Annotated in this window: 15 protein-coding genes; 5 read left to right on the forward strand and 10 right to left on the reverse strand. The window is 73.3% G+C overall.

The features are described from left to right. Positions 1–204: 204 nt before the first annotated feature. The 5 genes from ACIA8F_RS04245 to moeZ all read left to right on the forward strand — a co-directional run bounded on the left by ACIA8F_RS04245 (position 205) and on the right by moeZ (position 5,929). Complete coding sequence (locus tag ACIA8F_RS04245; RefSeq protein ID WP_399376979.1) at positions 205–1,899, forward strand: DUF3492 domain-containing protein; 1,695 nt, start codon at positions 205–207, stop codon at positions 1,897–1,899. Further along, positions 1,896–2,807, forward strand: coding sequence for a hypothetical protein (locus tag ACIA8F_RS04250; protein WP_399376652.1), 912 nt, complete (start codon positions 1,896–1,898; stop codon positions 2,805–2,807). Before ACIA8F_RS04245 ends, ACIA8F_RS04250 begins: the two co-directional genes overlap by 4 nt. A gap of 108 nt (positions 2,808–2,915) precedes the next feature. Further along, complete coding sequence (locus ACIA8F_RS04255; RefSeq protein WP_399376653.1) at positions 2,916–3,932, forward strand: NAD-dependent epimerase/dehydratase; 1,017 nt, start codon at positions 2,916–2,918, stop codon at positions 3,930–3,932. Beyond that, positions 3,920–4,672 (forward strand): spherulation-specific family 4 protein, encoded by a 753-nt coding sequence (locus tag ACIA8F_RS04260; protein ID WP_399376655.1) that lies wholly within the window; start codon positions 3,920–3,922, stop codon positions 4,670–4,672. The genes ACIA8F_RS04255 and ACIA8F_RS04260 overlap by 13 nt, the downstream gene beginning before the upstream one ends. A 78-nt stretch (positions 4,673–4,750) precedes the next feature. After that, positions 4,751–5,929, forward strand: coding sequence for an adenylyltransferase/sulfurtransferase MoeZ (gene moeZ / locus ACIA8F_RS04265; RefSeq protein WP_327254829.1), 1,179 nt, complete (start codon positions 4,751–4,753; stop codon positions 5,927–5,929). Between the two features lie 97 nt (positions 5,930–6,026). Here the strand turns inward: moeZ and ACIA8F_RS04270 are convergent, their stop codons facing one another. From ACIA8F_RS04270 to narH, 10 genes are all read right to left on the reverse strand, one after another. Then, a complete protein-coding gene (locus tag ACIA8F_RS04270; protein ID WP_399376657.1) occupies positions 6,027–7,604 on the reverse strand; it encodes an alpha/beta hydrolase in 1,578 nt (525 codons plus the stop codon). An 83-nt stretch (positions 7,605–7,687) separates the two neighbouring features. After that, positions 7,688–10,222: an ABC transporter permease gene (locus tag ACIA8F_RS04275; protein WP_399376658.1), complete on the reverse strand. Its 2,535-nt coding sequence runs from the start codon at positions 10,220–10,222 to the stop codon at positions 7,688–7,690. A gap of 72 nt (positions 10,223–10,294) precedes the next feature. Next, complete coding sequence (locus tag ACIA8F_RS04280) at positions 10,295–11,074, reverse strand: ABC transporter ATP-binding protein (RefSeq protein WP_399376660.1); 780 nt, start codon at positions 11,072–11,074, stop codon at positions 10,295–10,297. Between the two features lie 179 nt (positions 11,075–11,253). Continuing rightward, positions 11,254–12,498 (reverse strand): sensor histidine kinase, encoded by a 1,245-nt coding sequence (locus ACIA8F_RS04285; protein ID WP_399376980.1) that lies wholly within the window; start codon positions 12,496–12,498, stop codon positions 11,254–11,256. A gap of 5 nt (positions 12,499–12,503) precedes the next feature. Continuing rightward, on the reverse strand, positions 12,504–13,253 hold the full coding sequence (cseB, locus tag ACIA8F_RS04290; RefSeq protein WP_399376661.1) for a two-component system response regulator CseB: 750 nt from the start codon (positions 13,251–13,253) through the stop codon (positions 12,504–12,506). 160 nt (positions 13,254–13,413) lie between these two features. Further along, on the reverse strand, positions 13,414–14,793 hold the full coding sequence (gene hemG, locus ACIA8F_RS04295; RefSeq protein WP_399376662.1) for a protoporphyrinogen oxidase: 1,380 nt from the start codon (positions 14,791–14,793) through the stop codon (positions 13,414–13,416). 67 nt (positions 14,794–14,860) lie between these two features. Next, entirely contained in the window at positions 14,861–16,033 is a 1,173-nt protein-coding gene (locus ACIA8F_RS04300) for a TIGR04053 family radical SAM/SPASM domain-containing protein (RefSeq protein WP_399376663.1), read from the reverse strand. 107 nt (positions 16,034–16,140) lie between these two features. Continuing rightward, the gene (gene narI / locus ACIA8F_RS04305; RefSeq protein ID WP_399376664.1) at positions 16,141–16,866 is read right to left on the reverse strand and encodes a respiratory nitrate reductase subunit gamma; all 726 of its coding nucleotides are present in this window, start codon (positions 16,864–16,866) and stop codon (positions 16,141–16,143) included. Next, complete coding sequence (narJ, locus tag ACIA8F_RS04310) at positions 16,866–17,573, reverse strand: nitrate reductase molybdenum cofactor assembly chaperone (RefSeq protein ID WP_399376665.1); 708 nt, start codon at positions 17,571–17,573, stop codon at positions 16,866–16,868. The genes narI and narJ overlap by 1 nt, the downstream gene beginning before the upstream one ends. A gap of 11 nt (positions 17,574–17,584) precedes the next feature. Beyond that, positions 17,585–19,114: a nitrate reductase subunit beta gene (narH, locus tag ACIA8F_RS04315; RefSeq protein ID WP_399376667.1), complete on the reverse strand. Its 1,530-nt coding sequence runs from the start codon at positions 19,112–19,114 to the stop codon at positions 17,585–17,587. Between the last annotated feature and the right edge of the window lies 1 nt (position 19,115).

Here is a 19,115-nt window from a genome sequence, read left to right on the forward strand (position 1 = left end):
GGGGGGCCCCGCGCGGGGGCCCCCCCACTTGTTACTCGCCGCCCCCCCCCCCCCCCCTCCGGCCCCCCCCCCACCCCCCCCCCCGGGGGGGGGCGCCCCCCCCCCCCCCCCCCCCCCCCCTTCGGCATATCCGCTTGAGTTCGTATCCGGCGGGTCGCCGGACCGACGGAGACCGCCTGAAACGGGAGATCGGGGGTGCCACTCGTGCGGATCGGACTGCTCACGGAAGGTGGTTATCCGTATGCCACGGGGGAAGCGAGGCTGTGGTGCGACCGGCTCGTGCGCGGGCTTCCCCAGCACGAGTTCGAGCTCTACGCCCTGAGCCGCAGCGCCGAGCAGGAGGAGCGCGGCCACGTGCCGCTGCCCGTCCACGTCACCCGGGTGCGGACCGCCCCGCTGTGGGCACCGGCCGACGACGGGCGCAGCTACCGGCGGCGCGAGCGGCGCCGCTTCGCCGCCGCCTTCACCGAACTGGTCCGCGGGATCTGCGGAGCCGACCCCGCCCGGTTCGCGGACGGGCTGTACGGGCTCGCCGGGCTCGCCTCGGAACAGGGCGGGCTGTACGCGGCACTGCGCTCGGAGACGGCCGTACGGGCGGTGGAGTCCGCCTGCCGCGCCCCCGAGGCGAGCCGGGCCGTACAGCGGGCACAGGTCGCGGACCTGCTGGAGTTCGTGGACGAACTGGAGCGGATGCTGCGGCCGTTGTCCCTGGACTGGTACGAGGACCTGCGCGAGGTCGACGTCTGCCACGCCGCCGCGGGCGGGGTGGCGGCCCTCCCCGGCCTCCTGGCCAAACGCTTCTTCGGAGTGCCGCTCCTGGTCACCGAGTACGGGGTCCAGCTCCGGGCCCACTACCTGGAGACCTCCGCCCGGGACGAGCGGCCGGCCGTACGGGCCCTGCTCGCGGCCTTCCACACCCGGCTGGCCGGCGAGATCTACGCCCAGGCCGACCTGCTCACCCCCGGCAACGCGCACGCCCGGCGCTGGCAGGAACGCTGCGGAGCCTCCCGCGAGCGGCTGCGCACGGTCTACCCCGGGATGGAGGCGGACCGATTCGCCGCGGTGGGCGAGGACCCCGCGTGCGGGGACCCGCACACCCTCATCTGGGTCGGCCGGGTGGACCCCGCCAAGGACCTGATCGCCCTGCTGCACGCCTTCGCCGAGGTGCGCAAGGCCGAACCGCGCGCCCGGCTGCGGATCTTCGCGACCGCGGTGGGCAGCGCGGGCTCCGCGAGCGCGGGATCCGCGACCGAGGCCGGGGCGGGGAACCACGCGGTTGGGCACGGCTACCTCGCCGACTGCCGCTCGCTCGCCGCGCAGCTCTTCCCCGACGAGGCCGCCGACGCCCACGCGGTCGGGGAGAACCCGGTCACCTTCGAGGAGATCGGCGGACCCGACGTGCCCTCCCCGGCCCGCGCGTACGGCTCCGGGCGGGTGGTGGTGCTCTCCTCCGTCATCGAGGGCTTCCCCATCACCCTGGCCGAGGCGATGTTCTGCGGCCGGGCCACCGTGTCCACCGACGTCGGAGCCGTGGTCGAGGTGATCGGCGGGACCGGGCTCGTGGTGCCGCCGCGCAATCCGCGCGCACTCGCCGAGGCCTGCATCACGCTGCTGCAGGACCCCGAGCGGGCCCAGCGGCTCGGGTCGGCCGCCCGGGCGCGGGCCCTCGAACTCTTCACCGTCGAGCAGAACGTCGCCGCCTTCCAGCAGTCCTACCTGCACCTCCTGGCCCACGGCCCGGCCCGTCCCGACGGCACCGGGGTGCCCTTCGAGCAGCCGCCCGAGGCCCGCGTGCCGGGCCACTGGGCCACCCCCACCTGGGCCGCCCCGCACACCGAATCCGGTGTCCCGTCCGCCGTGCGGGCCGGGCACCCCGCCGGTTCGGAGGCCTCCGCATGACCGTGCCGCTGGACGAAGCCGTCCCCCCGCTGGACCCGCCCCCGCCGCGCAGGGCCCGCTCCGCCGGGGACCCCGTCAAGGCGCTGCTCCACCGCCACCGGGAGCTCTGCGAGCACGCCGTGGACCCGCTGGAGATCGCCGCCGGGCTGGAGGCGCACGGCATCACCGACCGCACCGCCGCCCGGTTCCGCCACCGGGACGTCTTCTCCCTCGCGGAGGAGCTCTACGCCCGGAGCTCCCGCGACGCCGCCCAGCCCGCCCCGCCGGCCGGCATCCCGGTCCACGCCAAGGCGGTACGGGGCTTCGGCTACGCGCTGCTGCCCGGGGCCCTCGCCCTCGGCGCGGCCGCCGCCGGTGTGCCCTGGGCCGGAGCCCTGGCGGTGCTCGTCACCGTGGCCGCGCTCGGCCGGCCCGGCCGGGCCGCCGGGGGCCGGTTCCCCGCCGCCGCGTACCTGCTGGCCGCCGCCGCCGTCGGCTGGGCCGTCCACCGCCACGGGACCCCGCTCGGGGCCGCCCTGGCCGTGGCCGTCGCTCCCGGACACCTGGCCGGCTCCGTCTTCGCCGCCCTCGCCCGGCGCAGGCTCGCCGGGAGCCGGGCCCTGGAGGACTTCGCCGACGGGGTGCGACCGCTGCTGATCGGCACGCTCGCGCTGTACGCAGCGGCCGCCGCGGGGGCGGCCGCGCTGACCGGGACCCCCCTGGCGGTGGCCGTACCGCTCGCGGTGCTGCTCCTGCTGACCCGGCTGCTGCTCCGCCACGGAGCCCCGCGCGGAGCCCTCGCCGCGGCGCTGGCCCTCGTACTCGCCCTGCTCCCGGTCCCGGCGGCGCCGTTCGCCGCCGCCGCGGGAGTCCTCGTACCCGCCGTCCTCGCACTGTCGCGGGCCTCCGCGCACGCGCAGCGGCCCTGAACCCTTCGGAAGCACACGCCGAAGCGCCGTACCCCCCACCCCGATCCACCCACCCAGCAAGGAGAAACAGGACATGACCGGCCAGCCAACCAACCAAGGGGCCGCGCGATGAGGGTGTTGCTGATCGGAGCCAACGGATACCTCGGGCGTTACGTCGCGGACCGGCTGCTCGCCGACCCCGCGGTCCAGCTCACCGCGCTCGGCCGCGGGGACGACGCCGACGTCCGCTTCGACCTCGCCACCGGCAGCCCCGGTGCGCTCACCCGGTTCCTCGACGCCGTACACCCGGGCGTCGTCATCAACTGCGCGGGAGCCACCCGGGGCGGCGCCCGCGAGCTCACCCGGCACAACACCGTCGCCGTCGCCACCATCTGCGAATCGCTGCGCCGCAGCGGCTGTGGTGCCCGGCTCGTCCAGCTCGGCTGCGCCGCCGAGTACGGGCCCAGCCAGCCCGGGTCCTCCACGGCCGAGGACGCCGTGCCCAGACCTGGAGGGCCGTACGGAGTCAGCAAACTGGCCGCCACCGAGCTGGTCCTCGGCTCCGGGCTGGACGCGGTCGTCCTGCGGGTCTTCTCGCCCGTCGGCCCCGGCACCCCCGCGGGATCCCCCCTCGGCCGGCTGGCCGAGGCCATGCGGCGCGCCATGCAGTCCGGGGACGGCGAGCTCAAGCTCAGCGGGCTCGGCGTCCAGCGCGACTTCGTCGACGTACGGGACGTGGCGCGGGCGGTGCACGCCGCCTCGCTGTCGGCGGCCCAGGGCGTCGTCAACATCGGCACCGGCCGGGCGGTCCGGCTGCGCGACGCGGCCGCCGTGCTGGCACGGGTCGCCGGGTACGGAGGCTCGCTGCACGAGGTCGACGTACCGCAGCACGCCCAGCACCCGCAGGCCCACGGGCATCCCGGCCGGCCCGCCGGGCTCGCCGCCATCGGCTCCCCGCGCTCCGAGGCCACGGCCGAGCAGATCGCCGCCGCGACGGCCCAGCCCCCGTACCCCTACCCGGACGGCTGCGGAGCCTGGCAGCAGGCGGACGTCCGTACCGCCCGCGACCGGCTCGGCTGGCGGCCGCGGATCAACCTGGAGGAGTCCCTCGCGGACATCTGGATGGAGGCGGCGTGCCGCATCTGACCACCCCGCCGGCCGCCGGCCAGGCGGCCACCGAGGCGGGCCGGCTGGGATTGGGGGTCCCCGGGTACGCGCACCCGCTGCTGGCACCGGTGGAATGGGGAGAGCTGACCCGGCCCGGCACCCCGCTGCACTGGGCCGTCCTGAACGTCACGGACGGCCCGGGCGGCCGGCCCGACCCGCACTGCACGGAGGCGGCCGCGAAACTCCGCAGCGCGGGTGGCTCGGTCCTCGGTCATCTCGCGATGCGAGACGGGGAACGGTCGTTCGGGGAGCTCGTCTCCGACGCCCACCGCTTCCGGGACTGGTACGCGACCGACGGCTTCTACCTCGCGGACGCCCCCGCCGGGAAGGCGGAACTGGCCGCCGTGCGCCGGGTCGCGGACACCCTGCGGGGGCTCGGCGAGGGCCTGCGGATCGTCCTCGGACACGGCACCCACCCCTACGAGGGGTACACGGAGACCGCCGACCAGCTGGTCACCTTCTCCGGAACCTGGGCCGACTACCGGTGGTCGCAGGTGGCGGAGTGGACGGCGGACCATCCGCCCGAGACCTTCTGCCACCTCGTGCACGGAGTCCCGCGCACGCACCTGGAGGAGGCGCTGCGGATCGCCCGCTGGCAGGGCGCGGGGACCATCTGGTTCACCGACCGGCGCGGGGCCGGGGACCGGGACCCCTGGGCGTCGATGCCCGGGTACTGGGACGAAATCGTCTCGCGGATTGGGACGGGTGTCTTGGAATGAAAGAGGGCGTGGCAGTGTTACGGGATAGAACAACCTACAAAAGCTCCCCGCTTCCGCGGGGATGACCCTGGAGTCCCCGTGTCGCTGCCACCCCTGGTCGAGCCAGCAGCTGAGCTCACCGTTGACGAGGTCCGCCGGTACTCGCGTCACCTGATCATCCCCGATGTCGGGATGGACGGCCAGAAGCGCCTGAAGAACGCCAAGGTGCTCGCCGTGGGCGCGGGCGGCCTCGGCTCTCCCGCCCTCATGTACCTGGCCGCGGCCGGCGTCGGCACGCTGGGCATCGTGGAGTTCGACGAGGTCGACGAGTCGAACCTGCAGCGCCAGATCATCCACAGCCAGGCGGACATCGGCCGTTCCAAGGCCGAGTCGGCCCGCGACAGCGTGCTGGGCATCAACCCGTACGTCAACGTGGTCCTTCACGAGGAGCGGCTCGAAGCCGACAACGTGATGGAGATCTTCAGCCAGTACGACCTCATCGTCGACGGCACGGACAACTTCGCCACGCGCTACCTCGTCAACGACGCCTGCGTGCTGCTGAACAAGCCGTACGTCTGGGGCTCGATCTACCGCTTCGACGGCCAGGCCTCGGTCTTCTGGTCCGAGCACGGCCCGTGCTACCGCTGCCTCTACCCGGAGCCGCCCCCGCCGGGCATGGTCCCGAGCTGCGCCGAGGGCGGCGTGCTGGGCGTGCTCTGCGCGTCCATCGGGTCCATCCAGGTCACCGAGGCCATCAAGGTCCTCACCGGCGTCGGCGAGTCGCTGGTCGGCCGCCTGATGATCTACGACGCCCTGGAGATGCAGTACCGCCAGGTCAAGGTCCGCAAGGACCCCGACTGCGCGGTCTGCGGTCCGAACGCGACCGTCACCGAGCTCATCGACTACGAGGCCTTCTGCGGCGTCGTGTCGGAGGAGGCCCAGGAGGCCGCGCTCGGCTCCACGATCACTCCCAAGCAGCTCAAGGAGTGGATCGACAACGACGAGCCGATCGAGATCATCGACGTCCGCGAGATCAACGAGTACGAGATCGTCTCGATCCCCGGTGCGAAGCTGATCCCCAAGGGCGAGTTCCTGATGGGCACCGCCCTGGCGGACCTGCCGCAGGACAAGCGCATCGTCTTGCACTGCAAGACGGGTGTCCGCAGTGCGGAAGTCCTCGCGGTCCTGAAGTCCGCGGGCTTCGCGGACGCGGTCCACGTCGGCGGCGGAGTCATCGGCTGGGTCCACCAGATCGAGCCCGAGAAGCCGGTCTACTAGCAGCCGGTCTACTCGTAGGCGGTTCACTGGCCGTCGCCCGGAGGGGCCGTACTTCGCTCGCGCGAGGTGCGGTCCCTCCGGCGTGCCGGGGCCGGGGTTAAACGGGCGAGCTCGGGGGCGGGGAGGCCGACGCCGTGCAGACCGTGCCCGCGGCGGGCACCTTCCCGTCGAGCAGGTAGGTGTTGACGGCCTGCTGCACGCAGGGGTCGCCGCTGTTGTAGGCGCCGTGTCCCTCGCCCTTGAAGGTGAGTTCCACGCCGACGCCGGGGCCGAGCCGCTCCACCATCTTGCGGGCGCCCTCGTACGGGGTCGCCGGGTCACCGGTGTTGCCGATCACCAGGATGGGAGCCGAGCCGGGGGCGGAGACGTCCGGGGTGTTCCAGACGCCGGCCACGGGCCAGTCGGTGCAGCTCATCATGGCCCAGCCGAGGAAGTCCCCGAAGACGGGCGAGGCGGCACGGAACTCCGGCAGCTTCGCCTTGGTCTGCGCCAGCGTGTAGCGGTCCTTGGAGTCGGCGCAGCTGATGGCGGTGTTGGCCGATCCGATGTTGCTGTAAGTGCCCTTGGGATCGCGGCCGTTGAGCGCGTCCGACATGGCGAGCAGCAGTTGCCCCTGGCCGCCCTCGGCCTCGTCGAGGCCCTGTTCCAGCAGGGGCCAGGCCTCCTTGGAGTACAGGGCGAAGGCGATGCCGTTGGTCGCGGCGTCGTCCGTGAGGAGCCGGTCGCCGGAGCCGGGGATGGGCTTGGCCGCCAGCTCCTTCTGGAGCTTGATGATGTTCGCCTCGATCTCCTTGGCGGTGCTGCCCTGGAGCTGGCAGGAGTCGCCGCGGTTCACGCAGTCCTGGGCGAAGTTGCCGAGCGCGAGCTGGAAGCCCTTGGCCTGGCCGAGGGCGCCCTCCTCGGAGTTCTTGGTCGGGTCGACCACGGCGTCGAAGACGGCCCGGCCGACGTTCTTGGGGAAGAGGTGGGCGTAGACCCCGCCGAGCTCGGTTCCGTAGGAGATGCCGAAGTAGTTCAGCTTCTCGTCGCCGAGGGCCTGGCGGAGCCGGTCCAGGTCCCGGGCCGCGTTCTCGGTGCCGACGTGGGGCAGCACCTTGCCCGACCTCTTCTCGCAGGCCTCCTTGTACTTCTTGGAGGTGGCGAGGAACTGCTTCTCCTCCTCCGGAGTCGAGGGGCTGGAGTCGGCGGCGTAGTAGGCGTCGAGCCCCTTGTCGTCCTCGCACAGCACGGGCGCGCTGCGGCCCACCCCGCGCGGATCGAAGCTGACCAGGTCGTAGCGCTCGCGCAGGGCCCCGTAGTCCTTCGCCGCGCCGGGCAGGGTGCTGATGCCGGAGCCGCCGGGGCCGCCGAAGTTGAAGACGAGCGAACCGATCCGCTTGTTCTTGTCCCGGGCCTTCGCCCGGATCAGGGCCAGCGGGATCGTCTCCCCTTCCGGCTGGGCGTAGTCGAGGGGCACGTCGAGGACGGCGCACTGCCAGTCCTTGCCGGGGACCTGCCCGACTCCCTCGGCGGGGGAGGGGGCCTGGCACTCGCCCCACTCGGGCTTCTTGATGCCCTGCGCGGCCCCGTCCTTGCCCCTCTTCTCCTTGCCTCCGCCGTCGGAACAGGCGCTGGTGGCGAGCAGGGCGGCGGCGGCGGCAGCGGCAGCGGCGACCCGCAGGGCGTGTGTCGGCATGTCTTCATCCTGGGCGCGCCGCGCGCACCCCGCCCCCGCGCTGACCCATTCGGGGCACGTGGGGGCGGGGTGCGCGCGAGCGGTCAGTGGGCGGCCGTGGCGGCGGGGATGTCGACGCCGGCGGCCCGGCGGGCCGGCCAGAGGGAGGCGAGCAGGGCGCCGGCCATGGCGAGCAGCACCCCGAGGGCCAGCTGGCCCCAGGGGATGACCAGTGCGTATCCGGCGACGCTCTCCTGGAGGGTGTTGCCGAGGGCCCAGCCCGTGAAGACCCCCATGACGGTGCCGATGGTCGCGCCGAGGGCGCCGACGAGCAGGGCCTCGATGCGGATCATCCGGGTCACTCCGGTGCGGTCCAGGCCGAGGGCGCGGAGCGTGCCGATCTCCTTGCGGCGTTCGAGCACGGACATCGCGAGGGTGTTGGCGATGCCCAGGGCCGCGATCACCAGAGCCATGCTGAGCATCGCGTAGAAGATGTCGAGCTGGTCGCCGATGCCGCTGGTGTCCTCCGCCCGGATGGCCTCCTTGTCGAGGACGGACAGGGCGGGGTTGTCGCCGAGTGCCTGGACGACGCTCGCGAGCTGGGCCCGGCCGGGTCCGCCCGCGGTGGCCACGACGATCGCGTCGGTGTTCGGGGCGGGGTCGAAGCGGGCGACCAGGGAGTCGGGTGCGGTGATGCTGGGCAGCACCTTGCTCTGCTCGTCCGCGTGGTAGATCGCGCCGATGGTGATCTCGCCCTGCTGGTCCAGCCGCTTCACGGGGAGGCTCTGGCCGACCTTCCAGCCGTTGGCCCGGGCCTTGTAGTCGGCGACGGCGACCTTGCCCTGGCCGAGGCTGTCGAGGGAGCCCGCGGTCACCTCGTAGCGCACGAGGCGGCCGATGGCGGCGGGGTCGACGCCGGTCAGGACGGAGGGGACGCCGCCGATCCGGTACTCGGTGGACTGGTTGAGGGGGCTGAAGGTGGCGCCGGACAGGTTCTTGAGGGGCTCGGCGGTGGCGGGGGTCAGCCGCTGGCCGCCCGAGGGGGCCTGCACCAGGTAGTCGCCGGTGATGTCCCGGGTGGTCGCGCCGTCGAGGTACTGGGTGGCGGAGGCGCCGAGGACCGACAGGCCCGAGGCGAGGGCGAGGGCGATGGCGAGCGCCGAGGCGGTGGCGCCGGTACGCCGCGGGTCGCGCACGGTGTTGCGGGCGGCGAGGTCGCCGTGCACCGGGCTGAAGCGGAGCAGCAGCGGGCGGAGCAGGGCGGTGAACGGCTGGGCCAGGAGGGGGATGAGGGCGAGCGCGCCGGTCAGGGTGAGGGCCGCGCCGAGGGCGATGACGGTCCGGGCGTCCTGGGTGTCCGACGCGGTGAGGGCTCCGTACAGGGCCGTGGCCAGGCCGGTGAGCAGCAGGGCGGCGCCGATCCCGGTGCGCAGGGAGCCGACCCGGGCGGGGGCGGCGGGTTCGGCAGCGCCGAGCGCGGCGACGGGCGGGATGGCCATGGCCCGCCGGACGGGCACCCAGGCGGCGATCACGGGCAGGGCGGTGCCGACCAGCAGCGCGATGACCACCGTGGAGGGGAGCAGGGTCAGCGGGGCGTCCGGGCGGGCGGCGGAGGAGAAGACGCTCTGGAGCAGGGCGGCGACCCCGGTGCCGGCCACGATGCCGCCCACGGAGGCGATCAGGCCGACGAGGACGGACTCGGTGAGCAGGATCCGGCGGACCTGCTTGCGGGTGGCGCCGACGGCCCGCATCAGGGCCAGCTCCCGGGTGCGGCGGGAGACCAGCATGGTGAAGGTGTTGGAGATCAGGAAGGTGGCCACGAACAGGGCGACCGCGGCGAAGCCCACCATGATCTGGCTCATGGTGTCGCTGCCGGTGGAGGCGAGGTTGGCGTGGAGCCGGGCGAGCTGGGCGCCGGTGACCGCGGTGGAGTCCTTGGGGATCACGGCTTCGACCCGGTCGAGGAGCTGCGTCGCGGGTGTGCCGGGGGCGGCCGTGATCTCGATGTCCGTGTAATGGCCGGGCTGGAGGAACAACTGCTGGGCGGTGGCGTCGGCGAAGAGCACGAGGCTGCCGCCGGGGGTCAGTTTGGAGACGTCGGTACGGAAGATGCCGCTGAGCCGGTAGGACCCGGCGCCGGTGCTCGTACCGATGCGCACGGTGTCCCCGACGCGGTAGCCGCCCTTGGCGGCGGAGGCCTGGTCGAGGGCGACGGTTTTGCCGTCGCCCGGGCCGGATCCCTCCGTGAACGCGTAGGCCGGGTCCCTTCCGTCCTTGGCCGGGGCGAAGTTGCCGCCCTTGCGGAAGTCGGCGCTGCCCAGCAGCCGGCCCTCGCGGTCGGCGACGGCGGCGAAGCCGCTGACCCGGCCCGCGGCGGCGGCGACGCCGGGGACCTCGGCCAGGGAGGCCGCGGTGCGCGCGTCGAGGGTGCCGGGCGGGCCGCCGGGCACGCCGTTGGGCGAGACGTTGAGGGAGATGCGGTCGTAGCCGGCACTCGCCCGGTCGGTGTTGGCCTGCTTCTGGCTGTCGCCGTAGACGAGGCTGCCGGTGACGAAGGTGACGCCGAGCATGACCGCGAACACGGTCATCAGCAGGCGGGCCTTGTGCGCGAGCACGTTGCGCAGGGCGGTACGGAACATGGGATGCGGATCCTGGGAGGCGGGCCCGGGTGAGCGGGCGGGCGGCTGGTGCGGTGCGGGAGCGCGGCGGGGTCAGCTCGTGCGGAAGCGGGCGTCGAACGCCTTCATCCGGTCCAGGACCCGCTCCGCGGTGGGCTGCTGCATCTCGTCGACCAGGCGCCCGTCGGCGAGGAAGACCACGCGGTCGGCGTAGGCGGCGGCGACCGGATCGTGGGTGACCATGACCACGGTCTGGCCCAGCTCGCGCACCGAGTCGCGCAGGAACCCCAGGACCTCGGCCCCGGCGCGGGAGTCGAGGTTTCCGGTGGGCTCGTCGCCGAAGATGATCGCGGGGCGCGAGACCAGGGCCCGGGCCACCGCCACGCGCTGCTGCTGCCCGCCGGAGAGCTGCCCGGGACGGTGCCCGAGCCGGTCGGCGAGCCCGGTCATCGACACCACGTGGTCCAGCCACTGGCTGTCGGGCTTGCGGCCGGCGATGGTCAGCGGCAGCGTGATGTTCTCCAGCGCGGTCAGCGTCGGCAGCAGGTTGAACGCCTGGAAGATGAAGCCGATCCGGTCGCGGCGCAGCCGGGTGAGCTGCTCGTCGTTCAGGGAGCCCAGCTCGGTGGTGCCGATGCGGACGGAGCCGGAGGAGAAGGAGTCGAGCCCGGCGGCGCAGTGCATCAGGGTGGACTTGCCGCAGCCGGAGGGGCCCATGATCGCGGTGAACTCGCCCTCGCGGAAGGAGATGTCGACCCCGTCCAGGGCGACGACCCGGGTGTCTCCGCTGCCGTAGACCTTCGAGAGGCCGGTGGCGGCGGCCGCGATGCCGGTCGGCGCGTGGTGCGGGTGCGGGGCAAGGGGGGCGGTCACGGGGACTCCTCTTCGGGCGCGGGAAGCTGCACTTCGAAGGGTGTCCGGGGGAGGTATCGGGGCTCGGGCCGCGGAGTATCGGCGACCGCTCCCGTGTGTATCGGTCCTGTAGCTGACGAGCCGTCGGGCCGTCGGGCCGTCGACCCGTCGACCCGTCGAGCCGACGAGCCGCCCGGCCCTCAGCCCGGCAAGTGCAGCGTGGCGACCGCGCCGCCGTCCGGGGCGTTGGTGAAGCGGAGTTCGGCGCCGAGCACCCCGGCCTGGCCCACGGCGATGGTCAGGCCCAGGCCGTGGCCCGTACCGCGCTCCGCCGCGCCCGTCTGGAAGCGGCGCGGGCCGTCGTGCAGCAGGTGCGCGGGGAATCCCGGGCCGTGGTCCCGTACGACGACCGTACGGTCCTCGACGGTGACCCGCACCGGACCCTTCCCGTGCCGGTGGGCGTTGACGACGAGGTTGCCGACGATCCGTTCGAGGCGGCGCGGGTCGGTCTCCACGCTGTCGGCAGGCCGGGCGTCTACCTCGGTGTCGAGGCCGGTGCGCGCCACGGCCTCGGCGACGACCGCGCCGAGCGGGACCCGGGCGTGGACCGGCAGTTCGGCGCCCGCGTCCAGCCGGGAGATCTCCAGGAGGTCCTCGACCAGCCCGCGCAGATCGCGCACCCGGGACCGGAGCAGATCCTCAGTCTCGCCGGGCGCCAGCAGATCCGCGGTGGCCAGCAGACCGCCGACGGGCGTGCGCAGCTCGTGCGCCACGTCCGCGGTGAACCGGCGCTCGTCGGCCAGGCGGCGGCTGAGGGTGTCGGCCATGAGGTCGACGGTCGCGGCGATGTCGGACACCTCGTCGCCGCCCTTGGTGGGTCCGGTCCGGGCGTCCAGGTCCCCGCGGGAGATGCGGCTCGCGGTCTCGGAGACCCGCCGCAGCCGGCGGGCGAGCACCCCGGCCCCGAAGCCCGCCAGCGGGGTGACGACCGTGAGGGCGATCAGCGAGGCCACCGCCATGGTCAGGTCGAGCCGGTACAGCTCGCGGAACTCGTTGTGGATGGTGACCTGGACGGCCAGCACCGGGGTGCCCGGTCCGCCGACCCGCTGGGCGCCCCAGACGGTGGGGTCCGTGCTCCCGGGGCTGTTCCCGCCGTACGACACGTGCGGGTCGTCGTCGGTGGGCCTGGTCAGTGCGTAGGGCAGGTCGGCCGGGTCGAGGCGGGCATCGCTGGTGAGGGCCCCGGACCGGCGGTAGACGTCCGTGGCCGAGACCACGTCGTCGCGGGCCTGCCGTTCGGCCCGGTGCCGGATGTCGTGCTTGGTCCACACGTGCACCAGCAGGCCCACCACCAGCGCGACCAGGCAGGCCGTGGCCCCGGCCAGTGCGGCGATCTTCCAGCTCAGGGGAACCCGGGGCTGCTGCGGCCGATCGAAGGCGGGCACCGCGCTCAACGCCTGAGCTTGTAGCCGAAACCGCGGACCGTTTCGATCCGGTCCCGGCCGAGCTTGCCGCGCAGCCGCTGCACGCACAGGTCCACGACCCGGCTGTCGCCGTCCCAGCCGTAGTCCCAGACGTTGCGCAGGAGGGTGTGCCGCTCCAGCACGATCCCCGGGTGCGCGGCGAACTCCAGCAGCAGCTTCAGTTCGGTCGGGGTCAGCGCCACCGGGGTGCCGCCGACGGCCACGTCGAGGCCGCCGGTGTGGATGGTCAGGTCCCCGAAGGCCAGCAGTTCGCCCTCGGACGGTCCGGCCGCCTCGGCCGCGCCCCGTCCGGCTCCTGCCGGGGCGGGGGCGGGGGCGTAGGTGGCCCGGCGCAGCAGCGAGCGGATGCGGGCCACGAGCACGTTGGTGTCCACCGGCTTGACCACGTAGTCGTCCGCGCCGGCCTCCAGACCGGCGACGATGTCCAGCCCGTCGCCGCGCGCCGACATCATCAGGACCGGTACCAGGCTGGTCTCCCGGACCTTGCGGCACAGGCCGATCCCGTCGAGGCCGGGCAGCATCACGTCGAGGATCAGCAGGTCGAAGTCCTCGTCGCGGAAGTTCTCCAGTCCCGTGAGCCCGTCGGCGGCGGCCCGCACCGTGTATCCGTAGCGCTCCAGGGAGACGGTGAACGAGCGGCGCATCAGCTCGTCGTCCTCCACCAGCAGCACGCGCACGGATCGCGGAGCGGCAGGAGCCGGGGTGGGGGTGGACACGGGGACGACTCCTGTTCGGCGGACGGGGCGGGGCGGGTACCTGAAGGGAACGATAGGGCCGCGGAAGCCGTGATTCCCTTCATCACGGCCCCGCGGGCCGATCGGATGGCGAATCAAGCGCTCCCCGATACCCGCCCGATACGAAGGGCCGGGCGGCTCGCTACGGCTGCGTCAGGATCTGCTTCGCCGCCGCGCGCCCCGTGGCGACGCAGGCGGCCACGCCCACGCCCTCGTACGCGGCTCCGCACAGGGCGATGCCCGGGAGCTTGCCGGCGGCCTCGCGGATGCGGGCGACGCGCTCGCGGTGCCCGACGCCGTACTGGGGCAGGCCCCGGTCCCAGCGGGTGACGCGGGTGGCCAGGGGTTCGCCCATGGGGCCCACCGCGTGGTGGAGCTCGGCGATCGCCGAGCGGACCAGGTGGCGGTCGGGGCGGCCGAGCAGCTCGTCCTCGCCGATGCGGCCGATGGAGGCGCGCAGCACGAAGGTCTCGGGGGCCGAGTCGTGCAGCCAGGACCACTTGTTGGAGAGGAAGGAGGCGGCCTTGAGGGTGTGGCCGTCGACCGGCGGGACCAGGAAGCCGTTGCCCTGGGGGAGGAAGTGGGCCTGGGCGCGGGAGAAGGCCATGGTGATGACGGCCGTCGAGGCGTGCGGGATCGAGGAGAGCTCGGCCTCGGCGATCGGGGAGTGCGGGCGCAGCAGCTCCGCGGCCGCGAAGGCGGGGAGGGCGAGGACGACCGCGTCGGCCTCCATCGTGAGTGCGCCGTCGCCGGTCATGGCCTGGACGCGCCAGCGGCCGTCGGCGACCCGCTGGAGCGAGCGGGCCGTGGTCCCGGTGAGGATGCGGGCTCCGCAGGCCTCCGCGACGGCCGCCGGGAAGCGCCCGGTGCCGCCGACGACGCCCTGGACGGCCACGGCCCCCGAGCGGGGGGCGCCCGCCGCGCGCATCCGGCGCAGGGCCGGGAGGAGCGGGGTGCCCTGTTCGGCGAGGGCCGCGATCCGGGGCATGGCCGCGCGCAGCGAGAGCCGCTCGGCGAGGCCGGCGTAGACCCCGCCCAGCATGGGTTCGATGAGCCGGTCCACGGCCTCCTGGCCGAAGCGGCCGGCCAGGTACTCGGTGACCGAGCAGTCCTCGGTGAGCGGGGTGGCCGGGAGGGTCTCCTCGGCGGCGACCCGCTGCACGCCCTCGGGGGAGAGGAGCCCGGTGCCGATCAGCGCGGAGGGGTCGGTGGGGACGCCCATGACGTGTCCGGCGGGCAGCGGGCGCAGGGCGCCGTTGGTCCAGATGGTGGTGGGGGCCTTCGCGGGGTCGCAGAGGGCCTCGCCGAGTCCGACGGCGGCGGCCAGTTCCACGGCCTCCGGGCGCAGGGCCATGAGGGATTCCGCGCCCTCGTCGACGGTGATGCCGGCGATGGTGCCGGTCCGGAGCTTCCCGCCGACCTTGGCGTGGCTCTCCAGGACGGTCACATCGGCCTGGCCGCGCAACTGCCATGCGGCGGCCAGACCGCTGATACCGCCACCGATGACGATCACTGAACGCATTGTGTTCTCCCGTGGCCGGAGCCGTGGTCGATATGTTCCCCTATGGAACTTATGGGAACGGGGTGGGTCAGCGCCTCATGCTTTCGGCCAAAGCCCTGAGGTCCTCCTGGTACGGGAAGCTGCCGGGCTCGTAGGCGCAGTACGGATCCGCCTCCAGCACGTCGCGCGTGAAGCCGTACGCCCGCGAGCGCGATCCGCCGCACACCGTCTTGAACTCGCACGCCCCGCACTTCCCGCGCAGCAGCGAGGGGTCGCGGAGCTTGGTGAACAGCACCGAGCCCCGGTAGATGTCGGTCAGCGGGTGGTTCTTCACGTTGCCCGCGGACAGCGGCAGGAAGCCGCTGGGGTGCACCTCGCCGGTGTGCGAGATGAAGACGAAGCCGCGCCCCGAGGAGACGTCCATGGGCGGCCGGCGCACGGCCCGCCGCTCCCCGTCGAAGACCCCCAGCTCGCGGGCGCGGGCCGTCAGGCGCTCGTGGAGCGGGCCCAGGACGGGCTTCTCGCCGCGCGCGTCCAGCACGGTGCGCTGGAGCACGACCCGCCGGAAGTGGTGGCCCTCCGTGGTCTTGGTGGCCATCACCGCCCCGCAGTCGTACAGGAAGTGCAGGACGTCCTCGATCTCGTCGGCGGTCAGCGAGTCCAGCTGTTCCCCGCGCCCGGTCGGGACCAGCACGAAGCCCGACCACAGCATCGCGCCCTCGCGCTTGACCAGCGCCGCGATGTCGGCCAGGTCCTCCAGGCTGTCGCGGGTGACCGTGGTGTTGATCTGCACCTTGAGCCCGAGCTCCCGGGCCGCCCGCCAGCCCTCCAGCGTCCAGTCGTACACCCCGGGCACCCCGCGGAAGGCGTCGTGCCGCTCGGCCGTCGAACCGTCCAGGGAGAGCGAGAGCGCGATGGCCCCCGCTTCCCGCACCGCTACGAGGTTCTCCCGGGTCAGCGTCGGCGTACCCGAAGGGGACACCGCGACGCGCAGGCCGAGCGAGGTTCCGTACGCGATCAGGTCGGTGAGGTCGGCGCGCTGGAAGGGGTCCCCGCCGGTGATCACGAAGAGCGGGCTGGGCTTGCCGAAGGCGGCGATCTGGTCCATCACCCGGCGGGCGTCCGCCCCGTCGAGCTCCCCGGGGTGGCGCAGGGTCTGCGCCTCGGCCCGGCAGTGCAGACAGGCCAGCGGGCAGGCCCGGGTGGCCTCCCAGATGACGATGAAGGGCCGGTCGGAGACCGCGTGGCGGGGGCTGCGCACGACGGAGTGGGCGGGGCGGGCGTGCCCGGGGCCGGGGCGGCCGTGCGCTAGGCCAGAGCGGCCGTTCGCGGGGCCGGGGCGGGGGTCCGCGGGACCGGTTCGGGGCGTCACGAGACCCGCTCCCAGCCGCGCTTGCTCGGGCGGTCGGCGAGCTGCTCCGGGTCCCGCTTGCGGTAGACCACGTACGGCCGGAACAGGTACTTCACCGGGACGGAGAAGGCGTGCACCAGCCGCGAGTACGGGATCAGCGCGAACAGCGTGAAGCCGAACAGGATGTGCAGCTTGAAGGCGAGCGGGGCGCCCGCCATCAGGTGGTAGTCCGGGGTGAAGGTGAACAGGCTGCGGAACCACAGCGAGATGCCGTCGCGGTAGTTGTAGTCGTTCGTCATCCCGGTCGAGTTGAGGAGGGTGGCCGTGAGGCCCAGCACCATCGCGCCGAGCAGGAACGTGTACATCAGGTGGTCGCTGCGCAGCGTCGCGCGGCGCACGGCCGGCACCTTGAAGCGGCGGTAGACCAGGATCCCGATGCCGGCGGCGGCCGCGACGCCCGCCACCGTGCCGGTGGAGACCGCCATCAGGTGGTAGGCGTGGTCGCTCAGGCCCACCGCGTCGGTCCAGCTCTTCGGGACGAGCAGGCCGACCACGTGGCCCAGGACCACGAAGAGCATGCCGAAGTGGAAGAGCGGCGAGCCGATGCGCAGCAGCCGCGACTCGTGCAGCTGCGAGGAGTGCGTGGTCCAGCCGAACTTGTCGAACCGGGCCCGCCAGACCGTGCCCGCGATCAGCAGGGCGATCGAGACGTACGGCAGTACGCCCCACAGGAGGAGGTCCATCAGGCGGGCATCCTTTCGGAGACGGCGGCAGCGGCCGGGGAAGCCGTCGTGGGCCAGGGGAGGTCGGTCGGGACCGCGCCCGGGAAGTCGGCCGGCATGTCGAGGCCCGGCCCGAACGGTTCGAGCGCCGAGCCCGCGCCCACCAGCTCCTGCGGCGGCCCGTTCTTCGCGAGGGCCTTCGCCTCCGCCTTGGTCTCGGGGGAGGGCCCGGGCAGCGTCGCGCAGACGGCCTCCAGGACCCGGGCGTACGGGGATCCGGACTCGGTGAGCGCGAGGCGCAGCAGCTCCAGCCCGGCCCGGTGCTCCTGGAGCAGCCGGGTGCCGGCCTCCTCCTCGCGGGCGGCGAACTCCAGAGCCACCGGCAGGAAGTCGGGCAGCTCCTCGCCCGCGAACTCCAGCCCGAAGTCCCGGTAGATCCGCTTCAGCCGGACCAGGGACAGCCCGCGCCGGCGGGTGTCCCCGTCGACCCACCAGGTGAGGTAGAGGCAGCGCCGGTTGCGGGTGTCGAAGGTCGAGGTGTACTGGGAGCACAGCTCGATCGGGGTCTGCGGTTCGGCCTCGTCGAGGAACGCGCCGAGCAGTGCGGCCGGTTCGGCGGTCGCCCCGGCGAGGGCCGCACGGAGCCGCGGGAGTTCGTCGTGGAAGTAGTCGCCGGGGTACTGCAAGACGCAGCCCGCGACCAGGCGTACCAGTGCATCGCCCCTCATCGGGTGCCGGATCACGAACGCCTCCTGGTATCCCCGAGGTTGAGCATCACCCGGGGTTCGGGCAGCGCACCGACGGGGCAGCCCTGGCCGGCTTCGTCCAGCGGGTGGGAATCGGCCAGCGCGTCGGCGTCGGCGCGGGCGGCGCTGGGGACCACGAAGCGGTCCTCGATCTTGGCGATGGCGAGGAGGCGGAACATGTCCTCCATCTCCTGCCCGGACAGTCCGACGGCCCGCGCGATCGACTCGTCCCGCTCCTCGCCCAGGTTGACGCGGCGCATGTAGGCGCGCATCGCGGCCATCCGGCGCAGCACCGCCTCCACGGGCACGGTGTCGCCGGCGGTCAGGACCGCGGCGAGGTACTCGACGGGGATGCGCATCGCGTCGATGGCCCCGAACAGGTTCCCGGCGTCCTCGCCGTCGCTGCCGGTGGCGGCGACCGCCTCGACGACGGGAGAGAGCGGCGGGATGTACCAGACCATCGGCATCGTCCGGTACTCCGGGTGGAGCGGCAGGGCGACCTGGTAGGTGGCGATCAGGTCGTAGACCGGGGAGTTGCGGGCCGCGTCGAGCCACTCGTCGGTGATGCCGGCCGCGCGGGCGGCGGCGATCACGGCCGGGTCCGCGGGGTCCAGGAAGCACTCCACCTGGGAGGGGTACAGATCGTGCTCGTCCTCGACCGCGGCGGCCTCGGCCACCTTGTCGGCGTCGTAGAGCATCACGCCGAGGTAGCGCATCCGGCCCACGCAGGTCTCCGAGCACACCGTCGGCATGCCGACCTCGATGCGCGGGAAGCAGAACGTGCACTTCTCGGCCTTGCCGGTCTGGTGGTTGAAGTACACCTTCTTGTACGGGCATCCGGTCACGCACATCCGCCAGCCGCGGCACTGGTCCTGGTCGACCAGGACGATGCCGTCCTCCTCGCGCTTGTACATCGCGCCCGAGGGACAGGAGGAGACGCACGCGGGGTTGAGGCAGTGCTCGCAGATGCGCGGGAGGTAGAACATGAAGCTCTGCTCGAACTCGAAGCGGATCTTCTCGCCGACCTCGTCGCGGATCTTCTCGATGATCGGGTCCTGCGGGGCGTGCGTGGGCGCGCCGCCGAGGTTGTCGTCCCAGTTCGGACCCCATTCGATCTTGTCGATGGGCTCGCCGGTGAGCTGGGAGACGGGCCGGGCGGTGGGCATGTCGTCGCCCGCCGGAGCCTCGGTGAGGTTCTTGTACTCGTAGGTCCAGGGCTGGTAGTAGTCGTCGATCTCCGGCAGGTCCGGGTTCGCGAAGATCTTGCCCAGCTTGGCGAGGCGGCCGCCCGCCTTGAGGCGGAGCTTGCCGGAGCGGGTGCGCTCCCAGCCGCCCTTCCACTTCTCCTGGTCCTCCCAGCGGCGCGGGTAGCCCTGGCCGGGGAGGGTTTCGACGTTGTTGAACCAGACGTACTCGGTGCCCTGCCGGTTGGTCCACGCCTGCTTGCAGGTGACCGAGCAGGTGTGGCAGCCGATGCACTTGTCGAGGTTCATGACCATCGCGACCTGTGCCATCACGCGCATG

It is taken from the genome of Streptomyces sp. NPDC051563 (genome assembly GCF_044454225.1).
GTDB lineage: Bacteria > Actinomycetota > Actinomycetes > Streptomycetales > Streptomycetaceae > Streptomyces.

What these genes read in the sequence shown, in the direction of transcription:
- ACIA8F_RS04270 (WP_399376657.1), bottom strand. Translation starts at nt 7,604, where the DNA reads ATGCCGACACACGCCCTGCGGGTCGCCGCTGCCGCTGCCGCCGCCGCC.
- ACIA8F_RS04275 (WP_399376658.1), bottom strand. Translation starts at nt 10,222, where the DNA reads ATGTTCCGTACCGCCCTGCGCAACGTGCTCGCGCACAAGGCCCGCCTG.
- ACIA8F_RS04250 (WP_399376652.1), top strand. Translation starts at nt 1,896, where the DNA reads ATGACCGTGCCGCTGGACGAAGCCGTCCCCCCGCTGGACCCGCCCCCG.
- narJ (WP_399376665.1), bottom strand. Translation starts at nt 17,573, where the DNA reads ATGAGGGGCGATGCACTGGTACGCCTGGTCGCGGGCTGCGTCTTGCAG.
- narI (WP_399376664.1), bottom strand. Translation starts at nt 16,866, where the DNA reads ATGGACCTCCTCCTGTGGGGCGTACTGCCGTACGTCTCGATCGCCCTG.
- hemG (WP_399376662.1), bottom strand. Translation starts at nt 14,793, where the DNA reads ATGCGTTCAGTGATCGTCATCGGTGGCGGTATCAGCGGTCTGGCCGCC.
- ACIA8F_RS04255 (WP_399376653.1), top strand. Translation starts at nt 2,916, where the DNA reads ATGAGGGTGTTGCTGATCGGAGCCAACGGATACCTCGGGCGTTACGTC.
- narH (WP_399376667.1), bottom strand. Translation starts at nt 19,114, where the DNA reads ATGCGCGTGATGGCACAGGTCGCGATGGTCATGAACCTCGACAAGTGC.